Below are 22,856 nucleotides of genomic sequence, written 5' to 3'. Positions count from 1 at the left end.
GGGAATCTCATGAAACACCAACACTTTGCTTTCGCACGCTGGGCCGCGCTCATCGTGCCGGTCTGCGCGGCGCTGGGTGGTTGCATGTCCAGCACGCCGATCTGGGATGCGCATTTTGGCCAGGCGCTCAAAGCCGTTACCCAGGCGCAGATCATCGATCCGCACGCGGCAGAACATGTGCAGTCAACGCCGGGCGTGGACGGCAAGTCCGCAGCCTCGGCGATGGACACCTATGACAGATCCTTTCAACAACCCTTACCGGCACCGAACGCGTTTGTCATCGGCATCGGAAACGGGGGCGGCGGGGGCGGCGGTCAGTAAAGACAACATGCACCGGGGGACGTCATGAATCGCGTAAAACAATCAGGGAGGTACGGTGCGGCTCGTCGGAGCGAGCGCGGCGCCGTGTCGATCATCGTCGCGTTGTCGCTCGTGGCGCTGATCGGCTTCGTCGGCCTCGCGCTCGATCTCGGCAAGCTGTACGTCACCAAGAGCGAGTTGCAGAACAGTGCCGATGCCTGCTCGCTGGCAGCCGCACGCGATCTCACCGGTGCAACACCGTTGTCGGTGTCCGAAGCGGCCGGTATCGCCGCGGCTCACGCCAACAACGCCTTTTTCCAGAGCACCGCCGTTGCGGCGCTGACCGACAGCACCGTCACCTATAGCGATTCCACGAGCGATGCATTCGAAAGCAAAGACTCGATCACCTACTCGCTCGCCAACGTCAAGTATGCGCAGTGCACGACGCAGTTGACCGGTATAGCGAACTGGTTCATTCAGGTTCTCGGCTTGCTGCCGGGCATGAGCGCAGCCAACGCCGCGAAGCTGGCGAGTTCGTCGGTATCGGCCGCCGCGGTCGCCACGGTCGGCGCCGCGCAAACCACCTGTGCGATCCCGGTGTTCATCTGCACGCCGGCATCGGCCGGCGCGTCGTCCTACACGGCGGGCCAATGGCTGACCTCCAAGATAGACACTCAGGGCAACGGCACGTACGGCGGCGGCAACTTCGGCTGGGCCAATCTGACGCCGGGCAGCAGCGGCGCAAGCTCGCTGGGCTCGCTGCTGTCCGGTTCCGGTCAATGCAACCTGCCGGCGAACGGCACCACGATCGGCACCACCGGCAACAAGGCGTCGCTCGACAAGGACTGGAATACGCGCTTCGGCATCTATGGCGGCGGCTCGAGCGGCGTGCCCGACTTTACCGGCTACGCGTACACCACCACGTCCAATCCCACCGGCAACGCCTACCCCGATTTCGTGCAACAGCGCAAAGCGTACGCGCCGTACCAGGGGGACAACGTTACGAAGTACAAGACGCAAGGCAGCGCCGCCGCGCAATCCGTGTACAAGAACGGCGCCGATCGCCGGCTGGTGCTCGCGCCCATGGTGGACTGCACCGGCTTTGCGACCGCCGGTACACACCAGGCACCGGTTTCCGGCTGGGCCTGTGTGCTAATGGTCAACCCCATGCAGCAAGGCGGCAATATCGACGCGGTATTTCTCGAGTACCTCGGTCTATCGAATTCGGCGGGCAGCCCGTGCGCGACTCAAGGTGCGCCGGGTGCCGGCACCGGCGCCGGGCCGCTCGTTCCCGTGCTGGTGCAATAGGAGCGCGTCATGAGAAGAGGTTCGTTGTCAATGCGGAAGATGCGTGGCGTGGCCGCGGTCGAGTTCGGGATCGTCTTGATACCGCTCGTCCTGCTCGTCACCGGCGTAGCCGAATTCGGCTACGCGATCTACCAGTACGAGGCGCTCACCAAGGCGACGCGCGACGCCGCGCGCTATCTGTCCGAGTTTTCGCCAAGCGACATTTCGTATCCGGTTACCCAGGCGCAATGCCTCGCGGTATATGGCACCACCGACTGTAGCGGGTCCACGCTGGTCAGCGGTCTCAAGACGAGCATGGTGGTGATCTGCGACCGGGTGAATTCGACGGGCTGTCCGGGCATGTCGTTCAGCAATGTGCCGACCTACGACTCGAACAACGGTTCGAGCTCGGGCACGCCCGCGGGCAGCGTCAACCTGGTCGCAGTCAAGATCACAGGCTTCAGCTATGCGCCGATCGAGCCTTTTCGCGGCATCTCCAAGCTCAATTTCAACGACATCACGACCGTCATGAGGCAGGTGCTATGAACACGCCCTCTCCACAGCGCTCCTCGTCACGGCGGCGGCGTCAACGCGGCGCCGCCGCCGTCGAACTGGCGCTGGTCATGGGTATTTTCCTGACCCTGCTGATCGGCGTCTGCGAGTTCGCGCGCGTGCTGTTCTACTGGAATACGGCTAGCGAAGCGGTTCGCCTTGGCGCCAGGACGGCCATCGTGTGCGACGCCGACGCGAGCGCCATCAAGACGAAAATGACCGCGCTGCTGCCGTTGCTTGCTGCATCGAACATCTCCGTGTCCTATGCGCCTTCCGGGTGCAACTCTGATGCGACGACCGCCCGGAGCAGTTGCAGCACGGTCACCGTCAGCGTAACCAACGTCAGCGTGAAAACCATGATTCCGTTCGTGCCCCTCACGCTCAAAATGCCGCCGCTCACTACCACCCTGCCGCGCGAAAGTCTCGCGACGTCGACGGGCGGCACCGTCTGTCAATAACTTCTAATAGCCAGGCATCCACGACCATGATCAACATTCTCATCACTTCGGAAGACGCCACGCGGCTTTCCCAAATCGTGCGTCTGATCGGCGAATGCGGCAACTACCGCACAACCCGGGTGGCCGGCCGACCGTCGTTGCTGGTCGAGCGCGGCGACAGCCTGGACGCGTTCGACGTGCTGATCGTCGACGCGTCGTCGCTCGAAGCCGCCGAGCTTCCGGTCGTCGGCAAGTTGTGCCATCGACGCCCTCAGGTCACATGCATCCTGCTGATTCCGGATGCGTCGCCGCAGACGTTGATCGAAGCCATGCGCGCCGGCTTTCGCGACGTGCTCGGCTGGCCGCTCGACAAGTGCTCGCTCGGTGAAGCGCTGTTGCGCGTCGAGAGTCAGCGGGCGCTGCACGGCGCGCACGAGACGCAGATCATTTCGTTCCTCTCCTGCAAGGGCGGTGCGGGAACCAGCTTCATCGCCAGCAACGTCGCGCATGCGATCGCCGACAGTCAGCAAAAACGTGTGCTGCTGATCGACCTCAACCAGCTATTCGGCGACGCCGCCTTTCTTGTCACCGACGAAAAACCGCCGTCGACGTTGCCGCAGATGTGCGCGCAGGTCGAGCGGATGGACGCGGCCTTCTTCGACGCCTGTCTCGTGCACGTGACCGACACGTTCCATATACTCGCCGGCGCCGGGGACCCGATCAAAGCCTCGGAGATCAAGGAAGAAAGGCTCGAATGGATTCTGGGCGTCGCCGCTCCCCGCTACGACCTGGTGATCTTCGATCTCGGCCAATCCATTAATCCGCTTTCCATACTCGCGCTGGATCGCAGCGACCAGATTCATCTCGTCTTGCAGGCGAGCATGCCGCATGTACGAGCGGGCCGGCGTCTGCAGGAGATTCTGGCATCGCTCGCCTATCCGCCTGACCGTACCCGGTTGCTGCTGAACCGGTACACGCGCCATGGGGAACGCGCGCGTGCCGCGTTGGAGGAAGTTCTCGGCATGCATCCCTATCAGGTCATCCCGGAAGATACCGAAACCGTGTCGGAATCCGTGAACCACGGCGTGCCTGTAGCGAAGCTGAGCCGCAATAGCGCCGTGTCGCGCAGTCTGCTTGCGCTCGCGAGCAACATCGTCAGCCTTTCGGCGGGATCCGAGGGGGCGAGAGTAAAGGGCGAGCCGCGGCTCACCCGCTTCTTCGGCCGCAGTCCGGCACCGAAACTCAAGACCATGTGATACACCACAGGAGACCATCATGTCGCTGCGTGAACAGATTTCCGCTCAACGCGTGCAGCCGTTCGCCGAGCGCGAAAACGGGCAGTACTCGCCGAACCACATGGCACGGAGTGCCTACCAGAAGCTGAAACGGGAAATACATCAGTGCGTGCTCGAGCGTGTCGAACTGGAACGTCTGGCGCGAATGCCGCCTGAGCAGGTCCGCCACGAAATCGGCGCGCTCATTACGCGTATTCTCGAAGAAGAGAAAGCGCCGGCCAACGATCTTGAACGCCGGCAGCTGGTTATCGACGTCTACGACGAGATGTTCGGTTTCGGTCCTCTGGAAAGCCTGCTGCGCGATCCGACGGTGTCCGACATTCTCGTCAATACATACCAGCGTACCTATGTCGAACGTAAAGGGCGGCTCGAACTGACCGACGTGACGTTCTACGACGACGCGCACCTGATGAAGGTCATCGAAAAGATCGTGTCGCGCGTCGGACGCCGGATCGACGAATCGAGCCCGATGGTCGACGCACGTCTTCCCGACGGCTCGCGGGTGAATGCCATCATTCCGCCATCCGCGGTGGATGGACCGCTGCTGTCGATCCGGCGCTTCGCAGTCAATCCACTGCAGGTCTCCGACCTGATCCAGTTGCAGAGCCTCACGCCGCCGATGGCGGAAGTGCTCGATGCACTGGCGCGCGCGAAGGTCAACGTGCTGGTGTCGGGCGGTACCGGCAGCGGCAAGACGACACTGCTCAACGTCCTGTCGGGCTTCATTCCGGACGACGAGCGCATCGTGACCATCGAAGACGCAGCGGAACTGCAAATGCGGCAGCAGCATGTGCTGAGGCTCGAAACACGTCCGCCGAACATCGAGGGGCGCGGCGAGATCACCCAGCGCACGCTGGTGCGCAATGCCCTGCGGATGCGGCCCGATCGCATCATCCTGGGCGAGGTGCGCGGAGCGGAGGCGCTCGACATGCTCAACGCGATGAATACCGGCCACGAAGGGTCGCTTGCCACCATCCACGCGAATACCCCGCGCGATGCGCTTACACGCCTCGAAAACATGATCAACCTCGGGGGCCTGTCGCTGCCGACCAAAACCATGCGCCAGCAGATTTCATCGGCAATTTCGGTTGTGGTCCAGGCTGCCCGGCTGACCGACGGCCGGCGCAAGATCGTCAGCATCCAGGAGATCACCGGCATGGAGGGAGACGTCGTCAACATGCAGGAGATCTTCACGTTCAAGCGAACCGGTATCGATGAGAACGGCATCGTACGGGGGCGGTTTTGCGCGACCGGCGTGCGGCCCAAATTCGCTGAGCGCTTGCAGGCATTCGGCGTCGCGTTGCCCGATCAGACCTACGACCCGGGACGGCACTTCGAAACCACGTGATCCGGCTGACCCGATCCGCTTATTGACTCGCAGCGGTCTCAGGAGACCTGCATGAACCCGATCTTCTACGCATTCGCCATCTTGCTGTTCCTCGCGGTCGTGCTCGCGCTCGAGGGGGGCTATCAGTGGTGGAACAATCGTCACGGCCCTGCCGCCCGTCGGATCGAATCGCGTATCCGCGCACTGTCCGCCGGCGGGCAAGTTCACAAGGAGCGCCTGACGATCCTGAAGGAACGCATGCTGAGCGAGTCGGAACTGCTCGACAAGCTGCTGATGCAGGTGCCTCGCATTCAGACGCTCGACCTGTGGATCCAGCAATCGGGACTCAAGTGGTCGATTGCGCGGTTGCTCGGCATGAGCCTCGTCTTGCCTGCAGCCGTGTTCGCCGCCGCTACGTTCGCGCCCATACCGACGACGTTCGCTGCACTCGGCGCATCGGTCGCGTCGGCCCTGCCGTTCCTGTACGTGACCCGGCGGCGCAGCCAGCGGCTGCGTCAACTCGAACGCCAGTTGCCTGACGTCGCCGACATGATTAGCCGCGCGCTGCGCGCGGGACATGCGTTCTCCGGCGCGATCGGCATGGTGAGCACCGAGTTCGCCGAGCCGATGGGGGGGGAATTCCGCATCACGTTCGACGAAATCAACTACGGTGTCTCGCTGAACGAGGCCTTGCTGAATCTCGCGACGCGCGTGCCGATCCGCGACCTGCGTTACTTCGTAATCGCCGTCCTGATTCAGCGGGAGACGGGCGGCAATCTCGCGGAGGTGCTGGACGGCATTGCGACGCTGATCCGCGAGCGCCTGAAGCTGTTCGACAAGATCCGCGTACTGGCAGCCGAGGGCAAGTTGTCGGCGTGGATACTTGGCCTGCTGCCGTTCGGTACCGCGGGGTTCATGATGGTCCTTAACCCCACCTTCCTCGACGTGCTGTGGCAAGACCCGGCCGGCGTGAAAATGCTCGAGGCTGTGACCTCCTCCATGTTATTCGGCGTGCTGTGGATGCGGCGCATCGTGAAAATTCGCGTCTGACGGCGCTTGCGCACAGGCGTGCCGCAGATCAAGATATTAAGGAGCTGTCATGCAAACGCTCGACTCGATGCATATGCTGTTGCTAGTCGGCCTCTTCGCCGTGGTGTTTGGCGGAGCATTTGGCGCAATGCTTTTATTCTCGCCGCGCGATATGCGCCGGCGGATCGAACAGGCGGGAGGCACGAACCTGCCTATGTCTGAACCCGGCGCCGTGCCGACAGGGACCGCATGGCTCGAAAAGCTCGCCGAGATTTCGCAGCCGATTTCGAAGCTGTCGATCCCGGCTGAAGGCTGGGAAAACTCGGCACTGCGCGTGCGCATGATGAATGCAGGTTGGCGAACGCCGGGGGCCGCAGCCCTGTATTTCGCCGCTAAAACCGTACTCGCGCTCACGCTGCCACTGATTGCACTCGCCTCGCTGGCAAACACGTCGCTCGCGGTGCAGCAGTACATGTTGATGGCCACGCTCGCCGTGCTCGCCGCGATCGGCTACTACCTGCCGAACTTCGTGCTTACGCGCCGCATTGCGTGGCGCAAGCGTGCGATCTTCGAAGATTTTCCCGACGCGCTCGACTTGTTGACCGTCTGCGTCGAAGCGGGTCTCAGCCTTGACGCGGCGTTGATGAAAGTGGCAGGAGAAATCGAATTGCGCAGCCCGGTGGTAGCCAGCGAACTCCAACTGATGCTACTCGAAATGCGCTCAGGTTTTACCAAGGAGAAGGCGCTGCGCAATCTGGCTCTACGCACGGGTGTCGAGGACGTCGATTCCTTTTGCGCGATGCTGATTCAGGCCGAACGTTTCGGCACCAGCATCGGTTCCTCATTGCGTGTGCTTTCGGACACGCTGCGCACACGTCGCCGGATGCGCGCCGAAGAGCAGGCGTCGAAGATCGCGCTGAAATTGCTATTTCCGCTCATTTTCTGCATCTTTCCTGCCCTTCTCACCGTCCTGCTGGGGCCTGCATTTATCCACATCTACCGGACTCTTCTGCCCACCCTGGGCGGCGGCTAGCGGGTAGGTTGGTAACGAATAATGCTTCCGAGTCGTATTTCCCCGGGGAAAGTACCAATATATCCGCGGGTGAATCGGGACGTTAGCCCCGTACAGGAGCTTCGCGGACCTCGCTGTGACGGCGGCATCGATATTCTTTTTTTGCGGCGTCCGCATCGAGTAGCATCAGGTACCGAACGTCGTTGCACAGCCGATTTTCAGGCGTGCAACAACGCAAAAAGAAGGGGGGAATATCGTGCCAAAATCACCTGACCGTTTTCGAACGAGCTCCTGCGTGACGGCCGGCTCGGCGCAGTCCGCTCCCCCGCTCCAACCGGACACCCAACGTCGTCTGATTTGCGTGGCTCGCACACCGAGCGACGTGCTCCTGGCAAATATGCGCGCAGTCGGCTGGGATGTGACCGTGGCGAAAACCGCCGTCGGTGCGGAAGCCGCGACGAAGAAAACGGGCGTCGCGGCAGGTCTCATCGATTTCGACGGCTTCGCACCGCGCGACTTTGCTGCCCTCAAGGCGTGCCTGAGCCAATCGACCATCGGCTGGGTAGCCGTTACGGCCGAAGGCCAACCGGCAAGCCGCGCGGTGCGCGAACTGATTCGCAATTATTGTTTCGATTACATCACGCTGCCGCTGTCGCCTGACTCGATTTCCCATGTGCTCAGCCATGCCCGAGGCATGGCGGCGCTGGATTACCTTGATAATGCCGCCGAAGCCGCCCTCCCGGGCGACAACGAGATGGTTGGCACCTGCGATGCGATGCAGCGGCTTTTCGGCACAATTCGCAAGGTCGCCAACGCAAATGCCAGCGTGTTCATTTCCGGCGAATCGGGCACCGGCAAAGAAATCACTGCTCTCGCGATCCACCAACGCTCGCCGCGGCGCAAGGCGCCGTTCATTGCGATCAATTGCGGCGCCATTCCGCAGCATCTTCTGCAGTCGGAACTGTTCGGCTACGAACGCGGCGCGTTCACCGGCGCGGAGCAGCGCAAGATCGGCCGCATCGAATCGGCGAACAGCGGCACCCTGTTTCTCGATGAAATCGGCGACATGCCGCTCGCGGCGCAGGCGAGCCTGTTGCGCTTCCTGCAGGAAGGCAAGATCGAGCGGCTCGGCGGCAACGAATCGATTCCCGTCGACATACGGGTCATTTCTGCGACCCACGTCGACCTCGAAGCCGCAATACTCGATGGGCGCTTCCGCGCCGATTTGTTCCATCGTCTGTGCGTGCTGCGTATCGACGAGCCGCCGCTGCGCACACGCGGCAAAGACATCGAAATACTCGCGCATCACGTCCTGCAGAAGTACAAGACCGAAAGCACCCACAAGATTCGCGGCTTCACGCCGTCGGCGATCGACGCCATGTGCAACTACCCATGGCCCGGCAATGTGCGCGAACTGATCAATCGCGTGCGCCGCGCGCTCGTAATGGCTGAAGGCAGGCTGCTGACGCCCCATGATCTCGACCTCGAATCGCCGATCGACAAGGAAACGACGTCGCTCGACCTTGTCCGCGAAGTGGCCGAACGCAACGCGATCGAATCCGCATTGCGGCGCCACGATTACCGGGTGGGCAAAGCGGCGACGGCGCTCGGAATCTCGCGCGTCACGCTGTATCGGCTGATGGTCGCGTACGGCATACACGGCGCTGAAGCTACGGCTCCGGACGATTCGGATAAGGAGCTGAACGAGGACGCCTCCGCCTGATGTGCGCCTGTTCCGATCTCATCAAAACGAAATGGTGTTTGAAACGTACCCGGGTCGCCGAAACGGCCGGGTCAGGAAATACGAAGCGACGGCACCCTTGCCGCCGCTTTCGTCATGCCGCGACGCTCCGCGCTCAATGCGCTGCCCCGGTGGCGACGGCCCATATCTGGCGGTGGCACTCAAACGACACGGTGGCGCTATGTTGTTCGAGATGGCTCACGCCGCTTGTCACTTCTGATTTGATCGCGGGCTGCATCCCCTTGCGCTTGCAGTAGCTGGCTGCCGCGGACACCGCTTTCTCGTGCGCTTGCGCCCATGCAAGACTGGTGCCGGTCGCTTGCGCCGTCACCACGTAGACGTCGGGCTTGTCGCTCGCAACGACGTCAGTCACCGAAGAGCAGCCTGTTGCAACACCGGCCGCCATCAAGGCAACCGTCGAACAGGACAGCACGCTTCGCTTCACATTTGCGCGAATCGCGGCAAGAACATTCGCAGCGGCAAGCGGAGATCCGCAAAGTTTCTTCTGCATAAAAAGATGCGGGGTTGACATGGGGGTAACCTGCCGATATTTCTCGTTCACCGGGTCGCGTCGGCAGTACACAGCGAAGCAGGTAGAACCTGCTTCCAGTATCGGCTATCCCGCATGAATGATCAGCGGCCGTTTGATGAACGCAGTTTCCCGCTTTTCGCTACAATTTCCCGTGGTGCGCGGTACGAGGAACAATCCAACGTCACTAGCGGCGCTGTGCGCGATCGCGAGAAAGCGCCGGGGCCTCGGGATCTGGACAAAGCGGTTCGTTGCGCCGGACGCAGGCTGTTCGAAATTTTGTTATCATCGAAAATGCATTAAGAGTCGGTAACACACCGACGCCAACCTGCCCCTCCCGGGCAAGGTGGAAGCCTTCCTTGAAGGCAATGCGGCCGATAGTCGGCAACGAAGCGGGAGCGGCGTAGCTTGCACCGGTTCGATTCATCTCTTCCCGGAGTCGCTATGCATCACGCAACGTCCTGCCCATCTTCCTCGACCGGCACCAGCGGTACTGAAGACGATTTCGAAAATTGTCTTCCAGGCTTTCGATTGACCCATATTCTGAACGTCGTCTCCGGTCCCGATCTGGACATCGTCGACCAGATTCTGGACTGTATGAAGGATGAGCAAGCCTGTGTTTCCGGCTGGACGATAGTGCGTAGAGGTGACCTGCTTGATCAGCGAATCAGCTTGCAGGGTACCAGCGAGCAACGTGTGCGATCAGTGCGTGAACAGCTCTTGCGGCTCGATAAAGGACTTAGGATTCGTCTTGAACACCAGTTCAATCGGCAACACCATTCGGACGTGAAGTTGTCTGCACATCCATGAACGCCGAGGGAGGCGCGCTAAACCAGTTCACGTGGTCCACGCAATGGAATACAGCAAGCCCTATTTAATGTAACGATGAAATGCACATTCAGACATTCAAAACGGATGCGGGCATTGCTAGAATTTGCGGCACCCGCGAGCGGGCTGATCTGCGGCTTCACTGTGGCGAGTAAGTGACAGGTAAGCATAAGTCTGATTTCATCGGCGCTCAGTGACCGTGCGACGATAGAGAAAACGCAGAACTGATAGGGACAGGCGAATCAAACCATCTTCAGACTTGCAATTCTGTCTGTATTATTTCAAACATTACAATACTCAAATTATGTCGCCTGTTGCAGTGTGCTGAAGCGGAAAGCGTCGAACGAAAAGATATGCAAAGGGAAGTTGAGATCATGCGGATTTGCGTTCCTTGTGAAAATTCCTTGAGTCGCTTGCCGTCGGATGTGCGGCGGGCTGCGAGGAGTAGCAGAAGATGACGGCCCATTCGCTGTCGGTTTGCCAATGGCTGCTGATGACGGTGTGTTGCTTCGCCACGATTTATGGCGTGTTTGCCGCTTTGGCAATGCCCTTCTTCGGCACAGAACGAACCGGGAACGCGCCCGTTGATGGAACTCGACCGGCGGCTCCCGCCGTCAGCGTGCTAAAGCCGCTCTGCGGCGCGGAGCCTCGGCTGTATGAGAATCTGGCGACGTTTTGCGAGCAGACTCATCCGTGCTCTCAACTTTTATTCGGCGTGTCGTCGCCGAGCGATCCGGCGATTGCTGTTGTTCGGCGTTTGCAGGCTGCGTATCCGCAGGTCGATATACAGCTTGCGGTCGATGCAAGCGTGCACGGCAGCAACCTCAAGGTCAGCAACCTGATCAATATGGCCGGCCTGGCGCGGCACGACATCATTGTGATCGCCGATAGCGACATCGCTGTCGAACCGGACTACCTGGCAACGGTGTCGGCGCCGCTGGCTGATCCGGAGGTGGGTGTCGTGACCTGCCTTTACCGGGCACAGGGTGTCGGCGGCTTCTGGCCGCGCGTCGGTGCGCTTTTTATCAATGAATGGTTCGCACCTTCGGTACGTGTTGCCCATGCAGGAGGCTCGCGGCGCTTCGGATTCGGCGCGACCCTCGTGCTGCGTTGCGCGACACTCGCGCGTATCGGCGGATTCGCGGCGATCAAGGATTCGCTTGCGGACGATTATTGGCTCGCCGAGCATGTCCGCGCCCTTGGCCTGCGCACGGTTCTGTCCGAGGTGATGGTGGCCACGGATGTCATCGAACCCACCTTTGCAACGTTGTGGCAGCGCGAAACGCGTTGGTTGCGTACTATCCGCTCAGTTAACCGGTTCGGCTTCGCGAGCCTCTTTATCACGTTCACGACACCGTGGGTGCTCGCCGGCGCGCTGCTCGCGCTTTATTTCCATGTAGGCGCGGAGGCCGGCTTGCATCCGCTCGCGGCCAAGGCGATGGTGGTCTGCACGATCGTGAGCGCTCTGTCGCGCGTGATGCTGCATGCGCGCAGCGCGCGCCACTCGCGCTCCTTCTGGCGCGATCTCCCGCTTGTGCCGCTGCGCGATATCCTGCTGGCCGCACAGTGGCTGGCCGCGGCATTCGGCTCGAACGTGATGTGGCGCGGGGAACGCGTACCGGTGGATAATCGCGTCACGCGGCCACGCCCGAGGATCATCAAGGCTTCCGACGGCAGATAAGCATTCAAGTCCAACCCGGCGCCCGATCAAGCCGGTGCGGCATCATTCACACAAACAATCATTGCATCCCAATCTGATAGGCGAAGCATTCATGAAAACCCTGTTCTTGCAGGCGCCGTCGTACGACGGTTTCGATGGTGGCGCGGGTTCGCGCTATCAGGCCAAACGTGAAATCCGCTCGTTCTGGTATCCGACGTGGCTGGCGCAGCCCGCCGCACTCATCCCCGATAGCCGCGTACTCGACGCCCCCGCCGACGGCCTGTCCGTCGACGCCTCGCTCGACATCGCGCAGCAATACGATCTGGTGATCATCCACACCAGCACGCCGTCCTTCCCCACCGACGCACTGTTCGCCGAAGACCTGAAAAAGCGCAAGCCTGCCGTGCTGATCGGCATGGTCGGCGCGAAGGTCGCGGTCGATCCGCACAATTCGCTGACCGCGAGCGAGGCGATCGATTTCGTCTGCCGCGAAGAGTTCGATTTCACCTGCCAGGAAGTGGCCGAGGGCAAGCCGTTCGCGCAGATCCTGGGCATGAGCTATCGCGCGCCCGACGGCTCGATCGAGCACAACGCAGCGCGTCCGATCCTCGAGAACATGGACGAGCTGCCGTTCGTGGCGCCGGTCTACCAGCGCGATCTGACGATCGACAACTACTTCATCGGCTATCTGAAGCACCCGTACGTGTCGATCTACACGGGCCGCGGCTGCCGCTCGAAGTGCACCTTCTGCCTGTGGCCGCAGACGGTCGGCGGCCACCGCTACCGCACGCGCTCGGTCGAGAACGTGCTCGAAGAGGTCAGGTGGATTCGCGACAACATGCCTGAGGTCAAGGAGATCATGTTCGACGACGACACCTTCACCGACTTCAAGCCGCGCGTCGAGGAGATCGCCCGCGGTCTGGGCAAGCTGGGCGTGACGTGGTCGTGCAACGCGAAGGCGAACGTGCCTTACTCGACGCTGAAGATCATGAAGGAAAACGGCCTGCGCCTGCTGCTGGTGGGCTACGAATCGGGTGACGACCAGATCCTGCTGAACATCAAGAAGGGGCTGCGCACCGACATCGCGCGCCGTTTCAGCGAAGACTGCCGCAAGCTCGGCATCAAGATTCACGGCACCTTCATTCTGGGGCTGCCGGGCGAGACGCAGGACACGATCCAGAAGACCATCGAGTACGCGAAAGAGATCAATCCGCATACGATCCAGGTGTCGCTTGCCGCGCCGTATCCGGGCACGACGCTGTATAACCAGGCGGTCGAGAACGGCTGGCTCGAAGAGAACAAGGTCATCAATCTCGTCAGCAAGGAAGGTGTGCAACTCGCGGCGATCGGCTATCCGCATCTGTCGCGCGACGAGATCTACCACCAGCTCGAGAACTTCTACAAGCGCTTCTATTTCCGGCCCTCGAAGATCTGGGAAATATTGCGCGAGATGCTGACGAGCTGGGACATGATGAAACGGCGCCTGCGTGAAGGCGTCGAATTCTTCCGGTTCCTGCGCGCCCACCAAGCGTGATGGAGAGCGTAGCCGGTGGCCGCGCGCAGCCGAATCGGCAACCGCAGCGCAGGCTGATCATCACGGCTGATGACTTCGGTCTGCATCGGCGTGTCAACGAAGCTGTCGAGCTCGCCTGCCGGGACGGCGTACTGACCGCGGCAAGCCTGATGGTCGGCGCGCCCGCTGTACAGGATGCTGTCCAGCGGGCGCGGTCTCTGCCGGGCCTGCGGGTCGGTTTGCATCTGGTGCTTGCGGATGGCGCGGCAACCCTGCCGCGCGCCATGATCCCGGCGCTGGTCGACGCCCAGGGGGTGTTCGGCGACAACATGGTGCGCGACGGATTCCGTTTTTTCTTTTTGCCGAACGTGCGCGCGCAACTCGCGATGGAAATCCGTGCCCAATTCGATGCTTTTGCGAGAACGGGTTTGCCGCTCGATCACGTCAATACGCACAAGCACTTTCATATGCACCCTACGGTACTCTCGCTGATTCTGGAGATCGGCAAAGAGTACGGCATGCGGGCGATGCGTCTGCCTTGCGAGTTCGATACACCTTTGTGGCTCAAACCCTGGGTTTCGCATATGCGCGCGCGGCTCGATCAGGCCAACATCGCGCATAACGATTACGTGGTCGGCATTGCCCGCACGGGACAGATGGACGAGAGCACGCTGCTCGATGCGATCGCTCGCCTGCCCGCTGGCGTCGGCGAAATCTACTGTCATCCTGCCTCGCCGGGGGACGGCGCGCTTACGGCGGGAATGCGGACATACCGGCATGCGGACGAACTCGCAGCGCTGCTGTCCACGCGCGTCGCAGCGGCACTCGATGCCGCGGGCACCGTGCGTGGCGGTTTCGCTGACCTGTCCGCCCACCGTTTGCAAGCGGCATGAAGTGGCTTCAGTGGGCCGGGCTGCCGATCGGCATCGGGGTGCTGCTCGCCCTCGCCTTGCATCATGGCATCGGCGACGTGATGCATGTGATCGGGCAAGCCGGATTTGTCCTGTTATGGCTGGTACCGCTGCATGCGTTGCCGTTATTGCTCGACGCCCATGCGTGGCGGCTTCTGCTCGGCAAGCGGGCGTCACTCGGGTTTCTGTGGTGGGTCGCCACCGTGCGCGAGGCAGTCAGCCGTTTGATGCCGGTGGCGAGCATCGGCGGTGAAATTGTCGGCATCCGGCTGGCGCGATGGCGCGTGCCCGACACCTGCAGCGTGAGCGCATCGGTCATTGTCGAGGTACTTGTGACGATGGCCGTCCAGTACGCGTTTTCCGCGCTGGGGATTGTGCTGATCGTCGTGTCGGCACAGCACGCAGAGGCGCTGCGCAGCATCGGCGTGGCGTTTTTGCTCTCCATTCCGCTGCCGGTCGTGGCGATCGTGGTCGCACGCCGTGGCGGCATTTTTCATGCGATTGAACGCTGGGCGGCCGGCTTGCTGGGCGACGCGCATCCGCTATTGCGGAGCATCGACGGCAAGCAGCTCGACCTGGAGATCGACGCGCTGATGTCTCGCGGCGGGCTGTTGTTGCGCAGTTTCCTGTGGCAGTTTGCGGGTTACGCGCTAGGCGCGCTCGAGACTTACTGGGCACTTGCCATGCTGGGGCATCCCGTGTCGCTAAGCGGCGCACTCGCGATAGAGGCGATTACCCAGGCGGTTCGGCACGCGGCATTTTTCATTCCGGCTGGGCTCGGTGTGCAGGACGCCGCGGTTGTGTTGCTCGCGCAGATGTTTGGGGTCGATCGCGATGCGGCGCTTTCGTTGGCGCTGGTTAAGAGAATGCGCGAGGTCGTGTTTGGATGTATGGCGCTTGCGTCGTGGCAACTGGCTGAGATCGCGCGCGAGCGGATTGTTCGTTCGCGAGATGGCACCGCACGGCGGGAAGCGCGCGAGTCGGCGCTTTAGTGAGGGGTGAACTGCAACAGCGTTGCAGTGGGGTTTTGATAAGGTTGTTGTTTGCCTGCGCGGCGCTTTATGTCTGTGCTTTTTTCGGCGGTGTCTTTCCTTGATTTGATATTGGTTTATTAGCGTTCCCCCTGTGCGGGGGAGCACCTACTTTTCTTTGCCGCCGCAAAGAAAAGTAGGCAAAAGAAAGCGGCTCAAACCGCTAACATTTAAGCGGGTCCCCTGGCTTGGAGGAGACAGTGGAGCATCTGGAATCCGTGCCCTCGCACATTCAACGTAAGTGACAAGGCAGTCATTCTTCCGGCGACGCTACGCGCGCCGTGGCGGTACTTCATTAAATCGCCCGCCATTTTTGCGCCCTGCGGGACTTCACAAAACCACCCGTCAGTGTCGGAGCCTGCACTTGCTGTGGCGCGGTGGACGGCACGTGCATAGAGCTTTCACCTGTCGCAGTACGATCGCCCTTCATCTGTCTTGGCATCACGCCGAGGCGAAGCCGATGGCCCCCACCGCGTACAAACGAAACCACCGGTTTCCCTTGCAGACCGTTCCAGCGAGCACGTAGTGCGAGGCGGGAAGAATGATGCGGGAAGCGCGTACGCCCAAACGGTGTTGAGAAGTACCGCCACGGCGCGCGCAGCGCCGCCGGAAGAATGACTGCCTTGTCACTTACGTTGAATGTGCGAGGGCACGGATTCCAGATGCTCCACTGTCTCCTCCAAGCCAGGGGACCCGCTTAAGAGCTGGCGGTGTAAAGCCGCTTTCTTTTGCCTACTTTTCTTTGCGGCGGCAAAGAAAAGTAGGTGCTCCCCCGCACAGGGGGAACGCTAATAAACCAATATCAAATCAAGGAAAGGCCAAAAAACTAAAGCATCCCCACGACGCAGCCGTAAACAAGTAATCCTCCCACTTATTTAGCCGTCGACCATGGAAACTCCAGCAGAATCCCAAGCGGCGAAGCCCGCATCGGTGCCCGTACCAGCACCAGAAACCGCATCACCAGAACTAACCCTGGAAGCGGTACCGATAGGCGTCCCCCTCGATTGGCCGATCGCCGACTCCGACGGCACACTCCTCTTCGCCAGCGGCACGACCCTGGCGACACCAGACGAGCGCAAATTCCTGTTCGAAAACTTCCACCCGCACCGCAGCGACTTACTGGCCCCGAGCACACCCCAGGAACCGACACCCCAGCAGCAAGCAGAAGCAGAATCAACCGAAAAGCTAACAATCAAAGACATGCACCTGACAATAGGTGCACTAATCGGCCTGCGAACCCAAATCGGCAGCGGCACCCAGATGCACCCATCCCGCATCATCGGCTTCGCGCCAAACCACGCGCTATTCATAACACCGCCCCTCCATGAAGGTCGGCCACTCCCACTAGGCCTCGGCGAGAACGTAGAAATCGTCGCCATAGCGAGCCAGGCCGTATTCCGCTTCGTCTGCACGGTAGAGGCAATCTGCCGCGCGCCATTCAACTATGTCGTGCTATCAAAACCCGGCGTGATCCGCCGCCTGCGCGAGCGCAAATCGATCCGTGTCCGCACGCACCTCGCGGTACGCTTTGGCATCGGCGAAACCGGGGAAACCTATGAAGGCGTCGGCCTCGCAAAAGGCATCAGCGCACTGGGCATGTCGCTGATCGCGTCATGGACCCTGGCAGCAGTCGGCGAACGCCTACGCGTATCGTTCCGGCTCAAATCAGCAGATATCGACACGCAAATCGAAACCAGCGCTGTGATCCGCAACGTGCAGAAAGGCGGCTCGCCAGGCGAGCCATCGACCCACGGGCTCGAATTCGATCAACTCGATGCAACCCAGCAGGTGGCGATGAAAGTCTTCATATTCGACCGTCAAGACGATGTGCTGTATTGGTCGAATGGCTTGAAATAAGCGCACGGAAACGCGCGGCACAACTGCGCGCGCCGTTTAGCCGATCAACTCTTCCGGCGTGACACGCGTCGCGCCCCACGCATCGGCGAGCGCTTCGCAACGGCCAAGCCGGATCGCCTCGCGCTCGAAGTCGACGAATACCACTTCATCTGCATCAAGTGGGCGCTTCGGTTGATCGCTACTGCGGCCGTCGGTCAAAATCCACAGCCAGCGCTGCTGTGCGGGCTTGCGGCGCGCGGTGCGCTCCAGCAACTGCGCAGCCTTCTGTACGCCGGACGCGAGCGGCGTACCGCCTCCACCACCCACCGGCCGCAACCACCGTTCGTTCCACCAGCGCGGCACCGCGGGACCGAACCGCAGATCCGCTCGAGCTCCGCCAAAACACACCAGCGCCGCCTCGGCGCGCGCGGCGCTTGCCCGGTCGAACAACGCGATCAGCAGGCCTTTGGCGAGCGCAAGGCGCTGTCCCGCCAGCATCGAACCGGAACAATCGAGGACGAAGCAATGCAGCACGCCGCCCTGCGGCGCCTCGGGCACGAAGCGCAGATGCTCAGTACGCAGCTTCTGCCGCCGCATCGCGGCGAACGTCTGCAGCCACGCAATGCGCTTGCCCGGCGCGTCTTGCAATCGGCTGCGCGAACCCACGCCTGCACCTTGTCGCCATCGAAAACCGCTATGCGAGTCAGCGGCGGCACCCTTCCGATGGCTCAGCGTTTTTTTGCGCTGAGCGGGATGATGCCTTTGACCTGCGTGATGCCGGACGGCTCGGGCGGCAGGTAGCCCCAATCGCTATCGCCGGCAGCGGCTGCGGACGAGGCAACATCTTGCGAAGAAGCCGTGTCGGCATCGAAAGAAGCCTGGCTCTGCGCTGCGTTATCATGCGCCTCGCGATCGTGCCGCCGATGCATCAGTACCGCTTCAGCGACACGCTCGACGTGCTCCGTTGTCACAGCAGCCGCCTGTTCAAACCCCGCCAATGCCCGCGCCGCGCGCAACATCACGAGATCGGCGCGCAGCCCATCCACTGCCGCGGCAATGCATAGCGTGCTGACATGCGCATGCACTGCATCGTCGAACACGAGTTGAGGCAGCGCTTCGCGTGCCGCGCGAATCCGCTGAACGTACGCCTCCTGCTGCTGCGCGTACCCCGCACGAAAACCCGGCGGATCGAGATCGAACGTCAGCCGCGCTTTCACGATCTGCTGACGCACCAGCGGCTCAAAACAATTCTGCAATTCGACCATCAACCCGAAGCGGTCGATCAGCTGCGGCCGCAACTCGCCTTCTTCCGGATTCATCGTGCCGATCAGCACGAAGTGCGCGTCGTGGCTATGCGACACCCCATCGCGTTCGACGCTATTCACACCGCTCGCCGCCGCATCGAGCAGCGCGTCGACGAGCGCATCGGGCAGCAGATTCACTTCATCGACATACAGCACGCCGCGATGCGCTTTCGCGAGCAGACCCGGCGAAAAGCGCACCGAACCATCGCGCAACACGGTTTCGATATCGAGCGTGCCGATCAGGCGATCTTCGCTGGCGCCGAGCGGCAAATTCACCAGTTGCCCTTCAGGCAGCAGTTCGGCGAGCGCGCGCGCCGCAGTCGATTTCGCCGTGCCGCGCGGCCCGCTGACCAGCACACCGCCCAGGCCCGGATCGATCGCGGCAAGCAGGAGCGCCTGCTGCAACGGCGCCTGGCCGATCAGCGCGGCAAATGGAAAAGCGGGCCGTTGCGTGGCTGCGTTCATGTTTGCATTCCTTCTATCTGCTGCTCACTCGCGAGCAGATGCTGTTCGACTTGCACGCGATAGTCGCCGGGCGCTTGCCACAAGCCACGCTGCATCGCTTCGAGCAGACGCTCGCAAACCGAATGCAGCGCATGCGGATTGTGCCGCTGCATGAACTCGCGTGTATTGGCGTCGTTCAGATAGGCATCGGTGACGAGCGCATATTGATGATCGGCAATCACGCGCGCGGTCGCATCGTAGCCGTACAAATAGTCGACAGTCGCTGCGATTTCGGCGGCGCCTTTGTAGCCGTGGCGTTTCACGCCGTCCAGCCATTTCGGATTGACCACGCGCGAGCGGATCACTCGCGCGATCTCCTCACGCAGGGTGCGCACGCGCGGCGCGGCCGGATTGCTGTGGTCGGCATGATAGACATGCGGCTGATTGCCCGCCAGATGCCGCACCGCCGCCACCATCCCACCTTGAAACTGGTAGTAGTCGTTCGAATCGAGCACGTCGTGCTCGCGGTTGTCCTGATTCTGCAGCACCACGTCCAGCGCCGCGAGGCGCGTGCCGAACGCATGGCGTGCTTCTTCGCCGGCGCTTTTCTGCGTGTACGCGTAGCCGCCCCACGCCTGATATGCGTTCGCGAGATCGGCGTCGGTTTGCCAATGCTGCGAATCGATCATGTCCTGCAAGCCCGCGCCATACGCGCCGGGCCGCGCGCTGAACACGCGCCAGCCGGCGCGCTTGCGCGCTTCGGCCGCGTCCATGCCGCGCGCGATGAGCGCATCGCGTTCGCGCAGCACGCGTGCGCGGATCGGGTTCAGATCCTCGGGTTCGTCGAGCTCGGCCACCGCTTGCACCGCCGCATCGAACAGGTGCATCACGTTCGCGAATGCATCGCGGAAAAAGCCTGACACGCGCAACGTCACGTCGATGCGCGGCCGGTCGAACACCTCGATCGGCATGATCTCGAAGTCGGTCACGCGATGACTGCCCGGCGCCCACTTCGGCCGCACACCGAGTAAAGCGAGCGCCTGGGCGATGTCGTCACCGCCGGTGCGCATCGTCGCCGTGCCCCATACCGACAGGCCAATAGCGCGTGGGTAGTCGCCGTGTTCCTGCAGGTGCCGCTCGATCAGCTGCTGCGCGGATTTCAAACCGAGCGACCACGCCGCTTGCGTCGGAATCGCGCGCGTATCGACCGAATAGAAGTTGCGGCCGGTGGGCAAGACGTCGGGGCGTCCACGCGACGGCGAACCGCTCGGCCCCGGCGGCACGAAGCGCCCTTCGAGACCGCGCTTCAGATGCCGCATTTCTTGCGGCCCGCATGCATCGAGCCGTGGCAGGACGTCGTTGCGCAGGCGCTCGATCACGCGTTCGGCTTGCGGCAGGGTTCCAGCCGAAGGCGCTAAAGCGTGAGTTTCGTCGCCACACACGCGTCGCAACATCTCGGCCGCCAGCAACTCCAGGCGCTCGCGCGTATCGCCGCAGTGCCGCCACGGTGCATCGCTCACGCGCTGCAAAATATCGGGGCGCGGTCCATCCCACACCGCCGACCAATCCACCGACAACGGATCGAACAGATGATCCATCCGAAGATCGCGCGCCAATGCATCGATCAAGCCGGCTTTTTCAGCCTGTCCATCGCCGACCGGAAAGCGCCCCAACGCCAGCAACGTATCACGCCGTTGCACACCTTCCGGCGAACGCCCGAACGTGTGCAAACCATCGCGAATCTGTGCTTCCTTCAACTCGCACAGCCACGCATCGACGCGCGTCAGCAGCGCGTCCTCATCATCCTGCCCATCCGGCTCCGCGAGACTCAGCTCTTCATGCAGCCGATGCGCCACGATGGTCGCGAGAATCGTGCGCCTCAATAGCCTGGCGCGGCGCGGATCGACCATCAGCGCTTCATAGTATTCGTCGACCTGGCGCTCGAGATCCTGCAACGGCCCATAGCTTTCGGCACGCGTGAGCGGCGGCATCAGGTGATCGATGATGACGGCCTGCGCGCGGCGCTTCGCCTGGCTGCCCTCACCGGGATCGTTGACGATGAACGGATAAAGATGCGGCAGCGGTCCAAGAATCAGATCGGGCCAGCACGTATCGCTCAACGCGACGCTCTTGCCCGGCAGCCATTCGAGGTTGCCATGCTTGCCGACGTGCACGACCGCGTCGATGCCGAACTGATGGCGCAGCCAAAAGTAGAACGCCAGATACGCGTGCGGCGGCACCAGTTCGGCGTCGTGATAGCTCGCGTAATCGCCCTGTTCGCGCGAACGCGACGGCTGAATGCCGACGAACACGTGTCCGCAGCGCCAGCCCGCGATCGTGAAACGGCCGCGCCGTAATGTCGGGTCCTGCTCGGGCGAGCCCCAACGCGCGTTCAGTGCATTGCGCGCTTCAGCAGGCAGCCGGTTGAAATACAACAGATAGTCGTCGAGTGCGAGACTTTGCAACGCGGGCCGCAAGTCGCGCACGACCGGATCGTTGGTCACGCCTTCGGTCAGCTTCTTCAACAGCGCGTCGCCGTCCACGGGCAAATCGCTCAAGCGATAACCTTCATCGCGCAGCATCGACAGAATGCCGACTACCGACGCCGGCGTATCGAGCCCCACGCCGTTGCCGATGCGCCCTTCGCTCATCGGATAGTTGGCGAGAATCAGTGCGAGTTTCTTGTCGTCGTTATCGAGCGTACGCAGACGGCACCAGCGGCGGCTCAGTTCGGCGAGAAAGCCGACACGTTCGAGGTCCGGTTGATAGCGGACCACATCGACCTCGGTATGCGGGCAACGATATGCGAGTCCCTTGAAACTGATCGCCCGCGTGATAATGCGGCCGTCTACTTCCGGCAGCGCGATATGCATAGCGATATCGCGCGAGTTGAGGCCTTGATTGTCCTTGAGCCAGTCTGCGCGATTACCGCCGCTCAGGATCACCTGCATGACCGGCGCGTCGCCGGCCAGGGCGAGCGGTTCGGGATCGTCGATCGCCGATGCGGCGAACGCGGTCGTGTTCAGAACCAGCGCGACATCATGCTGCGCGCACAACTGCTGCACGACTTCCCGGCTCATCGCGTCTTTCAGCGAGGTAATCGCGATCGGCAACGGATTCACGCCCTGTGCTTCGAGCGCATCGATCAGCGCGTCGAACACGGCCGTATTGGCCGCCTGCAAGTGCGCCTTATAGAACAGGATCGCCGCAGCCGGCGCATCCTGGCGCCAGCGCGCCTGCCAGTCGGCCATCGTCGGCGTATCGTGGACGGGATGGTAGAGCGTCGCGGCCGGCAACGCGCGCGGCGGTGCGGGTTCACGCCCCCAGCCGAATGAGCGATACGCAATGCAGCGCAGGAACGCCTCGGCATTCTGCGCGCCGCCTTCGCGCAGATAGCGCCATAACTGATGGCACAACGCGGCATCGGCTGTGCTGCGAGCGAGCAGATTCGGATCTTCCTGCAAATCGCCGGAGAACATCGCGAGCGTCTGCTTCTTGCGCTCGGCGAGCGCGACCACCTGTTCGATCCCGTAAGGCCAATACGCCTCGCCACCGAGGTGATCGACTACGACTACACGCGCATGCTGCAGCACGTCTTCGACATAGAAATCGACCGACGCCGGTTGCCGCAAATAAGTGACATTCGCGAGCCGCACGCTCAGGAAGCCCTCGCCCAAGCGAGGAAACACGCTGGCGAGCAGCGACAGCGTCGTATCGGCGGAGCTGAGCACCACGATATCGGCGGGCTGCTGATCGATTCGGATCACGCCTTGCGTATCGTCGACAAAACCGCCCGGCGTAGTGCGCAGCAGATGCATGA

Annotated in this window: 19 protein-coding genes and 1 riboswitch; of the genes, 15 read left to right on the top strand and 4 right to left on the bottom strand. The window is 62.0% G+C overall.

Translation table 11 applies throughout. The annotated features are described in order from the left end of the window. Positions 1-9 precede the first annotated feature (9 nt). The 9 genes from AC3WOG_RS30025 to AC3WOG_RS29985 all read left to right on the top strand — a co-directional run bounded on the left by AC3WOG_RS30025 (position 10) and on the right by AC3WOG_RS29985 (position 8,962). Complete coding sequence (locus AC3WOG_RS30025) at positions 10-321, top strand: hypothetical protein (protein WP_492581438.1); 312 nt, start codon at positions 10-12, stop codon at positions 319-321. A gap of 24 nt (positions 322-345) precedes the next feature. Beyond that, positions 346-1,608, top strand: coding sequence for a TadE/TadG family type IV pilus assembly protein (locus AC3WOG_RS30020; RefSeq protein WP_492581437.1), 1,263 nt, complete (start codon positions 346-348; stop codon positions 1,606-1,608). A 9-nt stretch (positions 1,609-1,617) separates the two neighbouring features. After that, positions 1,618-2,133, top strand: a complete 516-nt coding sequence (locus tag AC3WOG_RS30015; RefSeq protein WP_492581436.1) for a TadE/TadG family type IV pilus assembly protein — start codon at positions 1,618-1,620, stop codon at positions 2,131-2,133. Continuing rightward, positions 2,130-2,597, top strand: a complete 468-nt coding sequence (locus tag AC3WOG_RS30010) for a TadE family protein (protein WP_492581435.1) — start codon at positions 2,130-2,132, stop codon at positions 2,595-2,597. Before AC3WOG_RS30015 ends, AC3WOG_RS30010 begins: the two co-directional genes overlap by 4 nt. Positions 2,598-2,623: 26 nt before the next feature. Further along, positions 2,624-3,832: a CpaE/TadZ family protein gene (locus AC3WOG_RS30005; RefSeq protein ID WP_492581434.1), complete on the top strand. Its 1,209-nt coding sequence runs from the start codon at positions 2,624-2,626 to the stop codon at positions 3,830-3,832. Between the two features lie 19 nt (positions 3,833-3,851). Beyond that, positions 3,852-5,219 carry a TadA family conjugal transfer-associated ATPase gene (locus AC3WOG_RS30000; RefSeq protein ID WP_492581433.1) on the top strand — a complete coding sequence of 456 codons (1,368 nt, stop codon included), beginning with the start codon at positions 3,852-3,854 and terminating at the stop codon, positions 5,217-5,219. A 51-nt stretch (positions 5,220-5,270) separates the two neighbouring features. After that, entirely contained in the window at positions 5,271-6,248 is a 978-nt protein-coding gene (locus AC3WOG_RS29995) for a type II secretion system F family protein (protein WP_492581432.1), read from the top strand. Between the two features lie 49 nt (positions 6,249-6,297). Further along, positions 6,298-7,260: a type II secretion system F family protein gene (locus AC3WOG_RS29990; RefSeq protein ID WP_492581431.1), complete on the top strand. Its 963-nt coding sequence runs from the start codon at positions 6,298-6,300 to the stop codon at positions 7,258-7,260. Between the two features lie 232 nt (positions 7,261-7,492). Beyond that, on the top strand, positions 7,493-8,962 hold the full coding sequence (locus AC3WOG_RS29985) for a sigma-54 dependent transcriptional regulator (protein WP_492582494.1): 1,470 nt from the start codon (positions 7,493-7,495) through the stop codon (positions 8,960-8,962). 133 nt (positions 8,963-9,095) lie between these two features. Here AC3WOG_RS29985 and AC3WOG_RS29980 read toward each other — a convergent pair whose 3' ends face one another. Then, complete coding sequence (locus AC3WOG_RS29980) at positions 9,096-9,542, bottom strand: hypothetical protein (RefSeq protein ID WP_492581430.1); 447 nt, start codon at positions 9,540-9,542, stop codon at positions 9,096-9,098. Positions 9,543-9,800: 258 nt separating this feature from the next. After that, positions 9,801-9,911: riboswitch (SAM-I-IV-variant riboswitch) on the top strand. 42 nt (positions 9,912-9,953) lie between these two features. On the opposite strand from AC3WOG_RS29980, the gene AC3WOG_RS29975 reads away from it, so the two are divergent. The 6 genes from AC3WOG_RS29975 to AC3WOG_RS29950 all read left to right on the top strand — a co-directional run bounded on the left by AC3WOG_RS29975 (position 9,954) and on the right by AC3WOG_RS29950 (position 17,309). After that, the gene (locus AC3WOG_RS29975) at positions 9,954-10,319 is read left to right on the top strand and encodes a hypothetical protein (protein WP_492581429.1); all 366 of its coding nucleotides are present in this window, start codon (positions 9,954-9,956) and stop codon (positions 10,317-10,319) included. 472 nt (positions 10,320-10,791) lie between these two features. After that, the gene (gene hpnI / locus AC3WOG_RS29970; RefSeq protein ID WP_492581428.1) at positions 10,792-12,018 is read left to right on the top strand and encodes a bacteriohopanetetrol glucosamine biosynthesis glycosyltransferase HpnI; all 1,227 of its coding nucleotides are present in this window, start codon (positions 10,792-10,794) and stop codon (positions 12,016-12,018) included. 91 nt (positions 12,019-12,109) lie between these two features. Further along, positions 12,110-13,531 (top strand): hopanoid biosynthesis associated radical SAM protein HpnJ, encoded by a 1,422-nt coding sequence (gene hpnJ / locus AC3WOG_RS29965; protein WP_492577734.1) that lies wholly within the window; start codon positions 12,110-12,112, stop codon positions 13,529-13,531. After that, positions 13,531-14,403: a hopanoid biosynthesis-associated protein HpnK gene (hpnK, locus tag AC3WOG_RS29960; protein WP_492581427.1), complete on the top strand. Its 873-nt coding sequence runs from the start codon at positions 13,531-13,533 to the stop codon at positions 14,401-14,403. Before hpnJ ends, hpnK begins: the two co-directional genes overlap by 1 nt. Then, entirely contained in the window at positions 14,400-15,413 is a 1,014-nt protein-coding gene (locus tag AC3WOG_RS29955) for a lysylphosphatidylglycerol synthase domain-containing protein (RefSeq protein ID WP_492581426.1), read from the top strand. The genes hpnK and AC3WOG_RS29955 overlap by 4 nt, the downstream gene beginning before the upstream one ends. A 927-nt stretch (positions 15,414-16,340) precedes the next feature. After that, positions 16,341-17,309 carry a flagellar brake protein gene (locus AC3WOG_RS29950; RefSeq protein ID WP_492581425.1) on the top strand — a complete coding sequence of 323 codons (969 nt, stop codon included), beginning with the start codon at positions 16,341-16,343 and terminating at the stop codon, positions 17,307-17,309. Between the two features lie 36 nt (positions 17,310-17,345). Here AC3WOG_RS29950 and AC3WOG_RS29945 read toward each other — a convergent pair whose 3' ends face one another. The 3 genes from AC3WOG_RS29945 to cobN form a co-directional block, all read right to left on the bottom strand. Beyond that, a complete protein-coding gene (locus tag AC3WOG_RS29945; RefSeq protein ID WP_492582493.1) occupies positions 17,346-17,885 on the bottom strand; it encodes a vWA domain-containing protein in 540 nt (179 codons plus the stop codon). 131 nt (positions 17,886-18,016) lie between these two features. Further along, on the bottom strand, positions 18,017-19,057 hold the full coding sequence (locus AC3WOG_RS29940; protein ID WP_492581424.1) for a magnesium chelatase ATPase subunit I: 1,041 nt from the start codon (positions 19,055-19,057) through the stop codon (positions 18,017-18,019). After that, positions 19,054-22,854 (bottom strand): cobaltochelatase subunit CobN, encoded by a 3,801-nt coding sequence (gene cobN, locus AC3WOG_RS29935; RefSeq protein ID WP_492581423.1) that lies wholly within the window; start codon positions 22,852-22,854, stop codon positions 19,054-19,056. The genes AC3WOG_RS29940 and cobN overlap by 4 nt, the downstream gene beginning before the upstream one ends. Between the last annotated feature and the right edge of the window lie 2 nt (positions 22,855-22,856).

This window comes from Paraburkholderia sp. FW306-02-B (assembly GCF_058782725.1).
This window is presented reverse-complemented; position numbering and strand designations above follow the sequence as displayed.

What these genes read in the sequence shown, in the direction of transcription:
- AC3WOG_RS30025 (WP_492581438.1), top strand. Translation starts at nt 10, where the DNA reads ATGAAACACCAACACTTTGCTTTCGCACGCTGGGCCGCGCTCATCGTG.
- AC3WOG_RS30020 (WP_492581437.1), top strand. Translation starts at nt 346, where the DNA reads ATGAATCGCGTAAAACAATCAGGGAGGTACGGTGCGGCTCGTCGGAGC.
- AC3WOG_RS30015 (WP_492581436.1), top strand. Translation starts at nt 1,618, where the DNA reads ATGAGAAGAGGTTCGTTGTCAATGCGGAAGATGCGTGGCGTGGCCGCG.
- AC3WOG_RS30010 (WP_492581435.1), top strand. Translation starts at nt 2,130, where the DNA reads ATGAACACGCCCTCTCCACAGCGCTCCTCGTCACGGCGGCGGCGTCAA.
- AC3WOG_RS30005 (WP_492581434.1), top strand. Translation starts at nt 2,624, where the DNA reads ATGATCAACATTCTCATCACTTCGGAAGACGCCACGCGGCTTTCCCAA.
- AC3WOG_RS30000 (WP_492581433.1), top strand. Translation starts at nt 3,852, where the DNA reads ATGTCGCTGCGTGAACAGATTTCCGCTCAACGCGTGCAGCCGTTCGCC.
- AC3WOG_RS29995 (WP_492581432.1), top strand. Translation starts at nt 5,271, where the DNA reads ATGAACCCGATCTTCTACGCATTCGCCATCTTGCTGTTCCTCGCGGTC.
- AC3WOG_RS29990 (WP_492581431.1), top strand. Translation starts at nt 6,298, where the DNA reads ATGCAAACGCTCGACTCGATGCATATGCTGTTGCTAGTCGGCCTCTTC.
- AC3WOG_RS29975 (WP_492581429.1), top strand. Translation starts at nt 9,954, where the DNA reads ATGCATCACGCAACGTCCTGCCCATCTTCCTCGACCGGCACCAGCGGT.
- hpnI (WP_492581428.1), top strand. Translation starts at nt 10,792, where the DNA reads ATGACGGCCCATTCGCTGTCGGTTTGCCAATGGCTGCTGATGACGGTG.
- hpnJ (WP_492577734.1), top strand. Translation starts at nt 12,110, where the DNA reads ATGAAAACCCTGTTCTTGCAGGCGCCGTCGTACGACGGTTTCGATGGT.
- hpnK (WP_492581427.1), top strand. Translation starts at nt 13,531, where the DNA reads ATGGAGAGCGTAGCCGGTGGCCGCGCGCAGCCGAATCGGCAACCGCAG.
- AC3WOG_RS29955 (WP_492581426.1), top strand. Translation starts at nt 14,400, where the DNA reads ATGAAGTGGCTTCAGTGGGCCGGGCTGCCGATCGGCATCGGGGTGCTG.
- AC3WOG_RS29950 (WP_492581425.1), top strand. Translation starts at nt 16,341, where the DNA reads ATGGAAACTCCAGCAGAATCCCAAGCGGCGAAGCCCGCATCGGTGCCC.
- AC3WOG_RS29945 (WP_492582493.1), bottom strand. Translation starts at nt 17,885, where the DNA reads ATGCGGCGGCAGAAGCTGCGTACTGAGCATCTGCGCTTCGTGCCCGAG.
- AC3WOG_RS29940 (WP_492581424.1), bottom strand. Translation starts at nt 19,057, where the DNA reads ATGAACGCAGCCACGCAACGGCCCGCTTTTCCATTTGCCGCGCTGATC.
- cobN (WP_492581423.1), bottom strand. Translation starts at nt 22,854, where the DNA reads ATGCATCTGCTGCGCACTACGCCGGGCGGTTTTGTCGACGATACGCAA.